Source organism: Achromobacter sp., assembly GCF_036567245.1.
In the GTDB taxonomy this organism is placed as follows: domain Bacteria; phylum Pseudomonadota; class Gammaproteobacteria; order Burkholderiales; family Burkholderiaceae_B; genus Achromobacter.
The window spans coordinates 1-7,099 of sequence record NZ_DATCUY010000075.1; the positions used below are offsets into that span (position 1 = coordinate 1).

8 protein-coding genes and 1 pseudogene are annotated in these 7,099 nt (G+C 67.8%); all 9 read right to left on the reverse strand.

Annotated features, from left to right (window positions below; translation table 11 throughout):
- Positions 1-240 (reverse strand): annotated as a pseudogene (locus VIR09_RS03100) (tripartite tricarboxylate transporter substrate binding protein); the annotation flags it as partial.
- Positions 241-389: 149 nt separating this feature from the next.
- On the reverse strand, positions 390-1,304 hold the full coding sequence (locus VIR09_RS03105; RefSeq protein WP_332011546.1) for a LysR family transcriptional regulator: 915 nt from the start codon (positions 1,302-1,304) through the stop codon (positions 390-392).
- Between the two features lie 31 nt (positions 1,305-1,335).
- Positions 1,336-2,220 carry an alpha/beta hydrolase gene (locus VIR09_RS03110; protein ID WP_332011547.1) on the reverse strand — a complete coding sequence of 295 codons (885 nt, stop codon included), beginning with the start codon at positions 2,218-2,220 and terminating at the stop codon, positions 1,336-1,338.
- Positions 2,213-2,986 (reverse strand): GntR family transcriptional regulator, encoded by a 774-nt coding sequence (locus VIR09_RS03115; protein ID WP_332011548.1) that lies wholly within the window; start codon positions 2,984-2,986, stop codon positions 2,213-2,215. The genes VIR09_RS03110 and VIR09_RS03115 overlap by 8 nt, the downstream gene beginning before the upstream one ends.
- A 131-nt stretch (positions 2,987-3,117) precedes the next feature.
- A complete protein-coding gene (locus VIR09_RS03120; protein ID WP_332011549.1) occupies positions 3,118-3,810 on the reverse strand; it encodes an ABC transporter ATP-binding protein in 693 nt (230 codons plus the stop codon).
- On the reverse strand, positions 3,797-4,567 hold the full coding sequence (locus VIR09_RS03125; protein WP_013391212.1) for an ABC transporter ATP-binding protein: 771 nt from the start codon (positions 4,565-4,567) through the stop codon (positions 3,797-3,799). The genes VIR09_RS03120 and VIR09_RS03125 overlap by 14 nt, the downstream gene beginning before the upstream one ends.
- On the reverse strand, positions 4,557-5,543 hold the full coding sequence (locus tag VIR09_RS03130; RefSeq protein ID WP_332011550.1) for a branched-chain amino acid ABC transporter permease: 987 nt from the start codon (positions 5,541-5,543) through the stop codon (positions 4,557-4,559). The genes VIR09_RS03125 and VIR09_RS03130 overlap by 11 nt, the downstream gene beginning before the upstream one ends.
- Complete coding sequence (locus VIR09_RS03135) at positions 5,540-6,454, reverse strand: branched-chain amino acid ABC transporter permease (protein ID WP_013391210.1); 915 nt, start codon at positions 6,452-6,454, stop codon at positions 5,540-5,542. Before VIR09_RS03135 ends, VIR09_RS03130 begins: the two co-directional genes overlap by 4 nt.
- Positions 6,451-7,099: ABC transporter substrate-binding protein (locus tag VIR09_RS03140; RefSeq protein ID WP_332011551.1), on the reverse strand; the 649-nt coding region annotated here is incomplete at its 5' end. The genes VIR09_RS03140 and VIR09_RS03135, both read right to left, overlap by 4 nt.

A 7,099-nucleotide genomic window follows, 5' to 3' on the forward strand; every position in this document is an offset into this window, starting at 1 on the left:
GCCGATGGTGCCGCCGGCGCCGCCGACGTTCTCGACCACCACGCTCTGGCCCAGGCGCTTGGCCAGTTCTTCGCCGAACAGGCGCGCGGTCAAGTCCACGCTGCCGCCCGCCGGATAACCGACCACCAGCGAAATGGCGCGCTCAGGATAATCCGCGTGCGCGGAAGGCGCCGCGGCAAGCGCGGAAACGGCACAGAGCGCGGCTAGCGCGCCGCGCAACGGATGCAGGACGGATTTCATGTTTTCTCCCTGGGGTGCTATGGCGGACGGCGGCGCCGTCTCATTTGATGTTTCGGGAGCTATTCTCGGACGTACACCAGGGACATCCCGTGCCAAGTCAGCACATGCTGGTGCGGATTCAGCACGCGCAGGCCATGCGCCAGGCGGATTCAGGCCTTGCGGCTGGCCGTGGCTTCCCAGGCCGCTTCGGCCAGGTCCGCCAGCCGCGCCCGCGAACGGTACAGCCGCACCTCGAAGGAGATCTCCTCGCTGCGGCCGCCCAGGGCGGCCAGCGCGCCGCGACGGCAATCCGCCGCCACCATGGACCAGGGCAGCCAGGCCACCCCCAGCCCCTTGGCGACCGCGCCATGCGCGGCATCCAGCGAATCGCTGCGCAGGAACGGAGCCAGGGCATAGGGCGTGGCCTCCAGGCGGTCGCCGACGATGCGCTCCATCGCCAGGCCGCCCGCATAAGTGATCAAGGGCACCGACGGTCCGCCTTCCTGCAGCGCGTAGCGCGGCCGGCCACGGGAATCCGCCTGGCTGACCGGCACCAGCTTGTCCGTGCCCAAGGTCATGTAGCGGTAGCGCCCGGGACTCAGCTGCACTGACAGGGCCGGATGCTCGTAGCAGCACAGCAGGTCCACGCGGCCCTGCTCCAGCCGGGCCGCCATGTCCTGCATCATGCCGGTGGACAGCTCGACCTGCGTGCCCTCGGTCAGCACCTTGGGCGTGCGGTGGCGCAGGCGCGCGATCCAGTCCGCCACCAGCGTGCGGGCCAGGCTGCGGCCAGTCGCGATGCGCAACACGGCCTCGCCGCCTGCGCCGAAGCTGCGGATGCGATGGCGCACCTGCCCCATCTGCTCCACTACCTGGGTCGCCGTCTTGAGCAAAGCCTCGCCCTCGGCGGTCAGGACCACGGGCAGGCGCTGGCGCTCGATCAGCGGCGCGCCGGCCCAGGCCTCCAGCGCGCGGATGCGCCGGCCAAAAGCCGGATGCGTGACGTGGCGCAGTTCGGCCGCGCGCACGAAGCTGCCGGTCTGCGCCAGGGCAATCAGGTCTTCAAGAAGTTTCAGGTCGGCCATGGGCGCCAAGCTTACGCCATCGGCCCCCCGCTCACCTTGCGCCCAGCCCCATCATCGCCAGGGTGGCGCGGGTCAGGTCGCTGTCCGGGTCTTCCAGTTCATTGACCAGGTCGAAATGGTTGCAGTGCGGCGTCGGGATGCGGGTGGACGCCAGGCCCGCGGCATTCCAGGCCGCTTCGTATGCCGCCGTCTGGTTCTTGAAGCCCTGGGTCTCCAGCCCGCCCACCGCCAGCAGCATCGGACCCGCGCGTTCCGGCAGATGGAAGATCGGGCTTTGATGCGCCGCCTGCTCGGGCGTCAGCTGCAACCAAGTGTTCGGCAGCACATCGCACAAGGGCCGCAGATCGAACAGCCCGCTGAGCGCCAGAGTGCCCTTGATCACATCATCCGGCACGCCATAGCGCGCCGGCCAGCCCGGCGCGACCAGCATGCCGGCCAGATGGCCGCCCGCCGAGCTGCCGCTGACGTAGATCCGTTCGGGGTCCACGCCATAGGTGGCCACGTTACGGTACAGCCAGGCCACGGCGGAGCGCACTTCGCGCACCACTTCACCCAGCGTGGCTTCGGGCACCAGCGTGTATTCCAAAGTGGCGACGGCAGCGCCCGCGGCGTTGAAGGCCTCGGCCATGACCGGCGCGTCTTCCTTGCGCTGCGCGCGCCAGTAGCCGCCGTGGATGAACACGAACAGCGGCGCGGGCGCCTGCGAGGCGGCGGGCAGGAACAGGTCCAGCCTTTCGTCCTGGCCCATGCCGTAATGCAGGTCCAGCACGCCGGGGCGACGCGTACGCACCCGGGCCGAGGACTCGGCATAGCGGCGCACGCAGGCGTCGAAATCCGGCACCGATTCGCGTGCGTTGTACTGCACCTCGCGCTCGGCGATGGTGGGGAAGAAGAGGTCGATGTCGGAGTTATGCATGCCTGGCCTGCGATTGGAGCTGCGATTGGGGCTGGGAAATGATGCGTTCGATGAACTGCGCGGTCTTGCGGTAGTGCGCGGCCAGCATGGCGACGGAGCCTTCCACGTCGCGCGAGATGGCGGCGTCCAGCAGTTGGCGGTGTTCGTCGTCCACGCTGCGCTCCGGCCCGTACGCAGTTGCGCCAGCGCGCGCCGGGCGGCGGTAGCGCTCGGTCTGCGCATAGAGCTGGGTCGACAGGTCCAGCAGCCAGTGGGAACGGCACGCGCCGATCAGCGCGTGGTGGAATTCCAGGTGACGCGCCTCCAGCAGCTCGTCCAACTCTTCCGACGGCTCGGCGGCGGCCTCGGCGCGCTGCGCGGCCAGGGTCAGCGCATGGTAAGCGCCGACCAGCCGCGTTTCCCAGGCGTCATCGGCATTGGCCAGCGAGCGGCGCAGCGCATCGCAATCGATCAGGATGCGAGTTTCACAGGCATCCCACATTTCCTCGACCGACAAGGGCGCGATGCTGAAGCCGCGCGAGGTGGTGCTGATGACCATGCGTTCGCTGCGCAGGCGGTTGAGGGCCTCGCGGATGGGCGAGAAGCTGCTGCCGTAGCGCTGCTTGAGCAGCTCCAGCCGCAACGACTGGCCCGGCGCGAAGGCGCCGCGCATGATGTCGCGCCGCAGCAGGCGGTAGACCTGCTCCGACAGCGTGATTTCCTCCACGCCGGCGCTCCCGTCCGATCCGGGATCGTCCTGGCGGGAAGCTTTGATTCTAGGCTTCAAGATGGTCTCCAGATGTCAGCGGCCGGGGCGCGTATCCGCGCGCAGGCGGCCCATTCTACCCGCGCCCCGGATCGCGGGCGGCGCATGCCTGTCCCGCTCTCCCGGGTCGCGATACCCGCCGCGCGGCCTGCTCATATGCCCAGGTAACGTTGCGCCAGCCCGGGCTGGGCGGACAGTTCCGCCGGCTGCCCCGACCAGGCCACCCGCCCCTTGTCCACGATGTAGTGGCGGTCCACCAGCGTCGCCATCTCGGGCAGGTTCTTGTCGATGACCAGGATGGTCTGGCCTTCGCCCTTGAGCGCGCGCAGGCAGCGCCAGATCTCCTGCCGGATCAGCGGCGCCAACCCCTCGGTGGCTTCGTCCAGGATCAGGAGCTTGGGGTTGGTCATAAGGGCGCGCCCCACCACCAGCATCTGCTGCTCGCCGCCGGACAAGGTCCGCGACGACTGTCCGCGGCGTTCCTTCAGGCGCGGGAACAGCGTGTAGACGCGCTCCAGGTCCCATCCGCCCGGCGCGGCGCGCGATGTCGCCACCAGATTCTCCTGCACCGTCAGGGACCCGAACACCCGCCGGCCTTCCGGCACCAACCCCACGCCCAGGCGCGCCACGCTGCTGGACGCGGACCGGCCCAGCGTGCGCCCCCGGAACTGCACCGCGCCGCCGGTGGCGGGCAGCATGCCCATCAGGGTCTTGATGGTGGTGGTCTTGCCCATGCCGTTGCGTCCGATCAGCGAGATCACCTCGCCCTCGCTGGCCTCGAATGACATGCCGAACAGCACCTTGCTGGAACCGTAGCCGCCGGTCAGCCCTTCAACCTTCAACATGTTCTTCTCCCAGATAGGCGGCGCGCACCTCCGGATGACGGCGCACCTCCTCGGGCGAGCCGCTGAATACCACACGGCCATAGACCAGCACGCTGATCCGGTCGGCCAGCGCGAAGACCGCGTCCATATCGTGTTCCACCAGCAGGATGCCGTAGTCGCCCTTCATGCCTTGCAAGAGCCGCGTCATGCGCGCCGATTCCTCCGGTCCCATGCCGGCCATGGGCTCGTCCAGCAGCAACAGGCGCGGCGCGCGCGCCAGGGCCACCGCCAGTTCCAGCTGCCGCTTCTCGCCATGCGCCAGGTCCGCCGAACGCACATGGCGGCGGTCCTCCAGCCCCACGTGCGTCAGCCACTGCATGGCCTCGGTCTTCAAGGCGGCGTCATGGCGCGGGTTGGACCAGGCCTGGAAGGCGCGGCCACTCTTGAGCATGCGCGACAGGATCACGTTCTCCAGCGCGGTGTACTCCTGGCACAGTTCGGTGATCTGGAAGGAACGGCCCAGCCCCAGGCGCGCGCGCTCAAAGGCGCGCAGCGCGGTCACGTCCTGCCCGTCCAGGTGGATGGTGCCGGAGTCCGGCCGGATCTCGCCGCAGATCTGCGCGATCAGGGTGGACTTGCCGGCGCCGTTGGGGCCGATGATGGCGTGGATCTCGCCCGCGCGCACGTCCAGGTCCACGCCATTGGTCGCGACCACCGCGTCGAAGGCCTTGCGCAGCTGCGTCAGGCGCAACAGGCTGGCGCTTGCATCAGTCGGCATGACGCGTCTCCAGCAGCTTTCCAAACAGACCCTTCTCGCCCCACAGCACCACCAGTACCAGGATGGGTCCCATGTACAGCAGCCAATGCTCGGTCAGAGACGACAGCATCTGCTCCAACCCCAGGAACACTGCCGCGCCCGCAATCGGGCCCAGCAGCGTGCCCACGCCGCCCAGGATCACGATGGCCATGAGTTCGCCGGACTTGGTCCAGGCCGCCATGTCCGGCGTCACCAGCCCGGCATAGTTGGCCCACAGTACGCCGGCCAGGCCCGTGCCCACCGCCGACAGCACGAAGGCGCTGAGTCGGTACGGCGTGGGTGCCACGCCCAGGTTGATGGAGCGCCGCTCGCTCTGGCGCAGCGCTTGCAGCACCATGCCGAAGCGCGAGTTGGTCACGCGGATGCACAGCAGCGTCCACAAGGTCAGCAGCGCCAGGCACACGTAGTAGAAAACCATGGGGCTTTCAAGATTGATGCCGGGCAGCTCATTGCGCTGCGGAATCATCAGGCCGTCGTCGCCGCCGTAGAACTGCAGCGACACCAGCACGAAGTACACCATCTGGCCGAACGCCAGCGTGATCATGATGAACTGCACGCCGCGCGTGCGCAGTGCCAGATAGCCGAACAGCCAGCCTGCCAGCGCACACACGATGAGCGCTATCGGCCATACCACCAGCGCCGCGTTGCTGCCGGCCCAGCCGAAGATCGGGCCGGCCTCGGCCGTGTGGAAAGCGATGATGCCCACCGCGTAGCCGCCCAGCCCGAAGAACATGGCGTGGCCGAAACTGACCATGGCGCCGTAGCCTATCACCAGGTCCAGGCTGACCGCGGCCAGGCCGTAGATCAAAAAACGCGTCACCACGCCGATCAAGAAGGGCGAGCCCGAGGCCAGCGCCGCGGCTGGCAGCAGGATCAGCACCGCCAGGCCGCCCAGGCCCCAGCGGGCGCGGTTCGTAAGTGTGTATGCCATCTTCATCCTCGCGCCGGAAACAGCCCGCCCGGCTTGGCGATCAGCACGATCGCCATCAACACATAGATGCTGGCCGAAGCCATGCCCGCGGCCAGCGGATCCGCCGTGGCCGGCGAGAACATGGTCGACAGCAGCTGCGGCAGGAACGCGCGCCCCAGGCTGTCCACCATGCCCACCAGCAAAGCGCCGGCCAATGCGCCGCGCACCGAGCCGACGCCACCAATCACGATGACCACGAAGGTGGTGATCAGGATGCGTTCACCCATGCCGATTTCCACCGCCAGGAGCGGCGCAGCCATCACGCCAGCCAGCCCGCACAACAGGGCGCCCAGGCCGAACACCAGCGTGTAGAGCTTGCGGATGTCTATGCCGAGCGCGTCGACCATCTCGCGGTCGTCGGCGCCCGCGCGTATCAGCATGCCGATGCGCGTGCGGTTGACCAGCCACCACAGGCCCACCGCCACCAGCGCGCCGATGGCAATGAACGACAGGCGTATCAGCGGATACTGGAACCCCGGCGCCAGCGTCACCGCGCCTTCCAGGAAAGAGGGAATGCCGACCAGCGGCGGGCGCCGGCCGAAGATCAGGCTGACCGCTTCGTTGGAGAACAGCAGCAGGCCGAAGGTGGCCAGGACCTGGTACAGGTGGTCGCGCTTGTACAGCTTGCGTATCACCAGCACTTCGACCGAAATGCCGTACAGGCCCGCCCCCAGCAGCGCCGCCAGCACGCCCGCGAGGAACGAGCCGGTGGTGCCGATGGCGTAGGCCGCGCAGTAGGCGCCCACCATGTAGAAGGAGCCGTGCGTCAGGTTGACCACGCCCATGATGCCGAAGATCAGCGTCAGTCCGGCCGCCAGCATGAACAGCATGGCGCCGAACTGCAGCCCGTTGAGCAGCTGTTCAAACAGGAGCGTCATGACGGCATCTTGCAGAATTGCGCGTAGGCGTCCTTGTCATCGGACACCAGCTTGCGGACCAGGTGCGGCGACAGGCTGCCGTCGCTGGCCTTCTCGATGCGCATCAGATACAGGTCCTGGATCGGATGCTGATTGGTGTTCATGCTGAACTTGCCGCGCAGCGACGCGAATTCGGGCTTGCGCAGCGCGGCGCGGAAATCCGCCGCCTTGGACAGATCGCCGCCGGTGGCCTTCAGGCCGGCGCCGATCAACTGCGCGGTGTCGTAAGCCTGCATGGCGTAGTCTGTCGGCACGCGGCCGTAGGCGTCCTTGAACGCCTGCACGAAGGCCTTGGATTGCGCGTTGTCGAAGTCCTGCGACCAGATGCCGGTGATGTAAGCTCCGGCCGACGCATCGCCCGTAGCCTGGATCATGCGCGCGTCCATCGAGAAGCTGGGCATCAGCATCGGGATGCTCTTGTTCAGTCCGGCCGCCGCATACTGCTTGACGAAGTTGATGCCGGTGCCGCCCGGATGGAATTGGTAGATGGCTTCCGGCGCCAACGAACGAACGCGCGCCAGTTCCACCGAGAAGTCCGACTGGTCGAGCTTGGTGTAGATCTCGGCGACGACCTCGCCCTTGTAGGTGCGCTTGAAGCCTTCGATC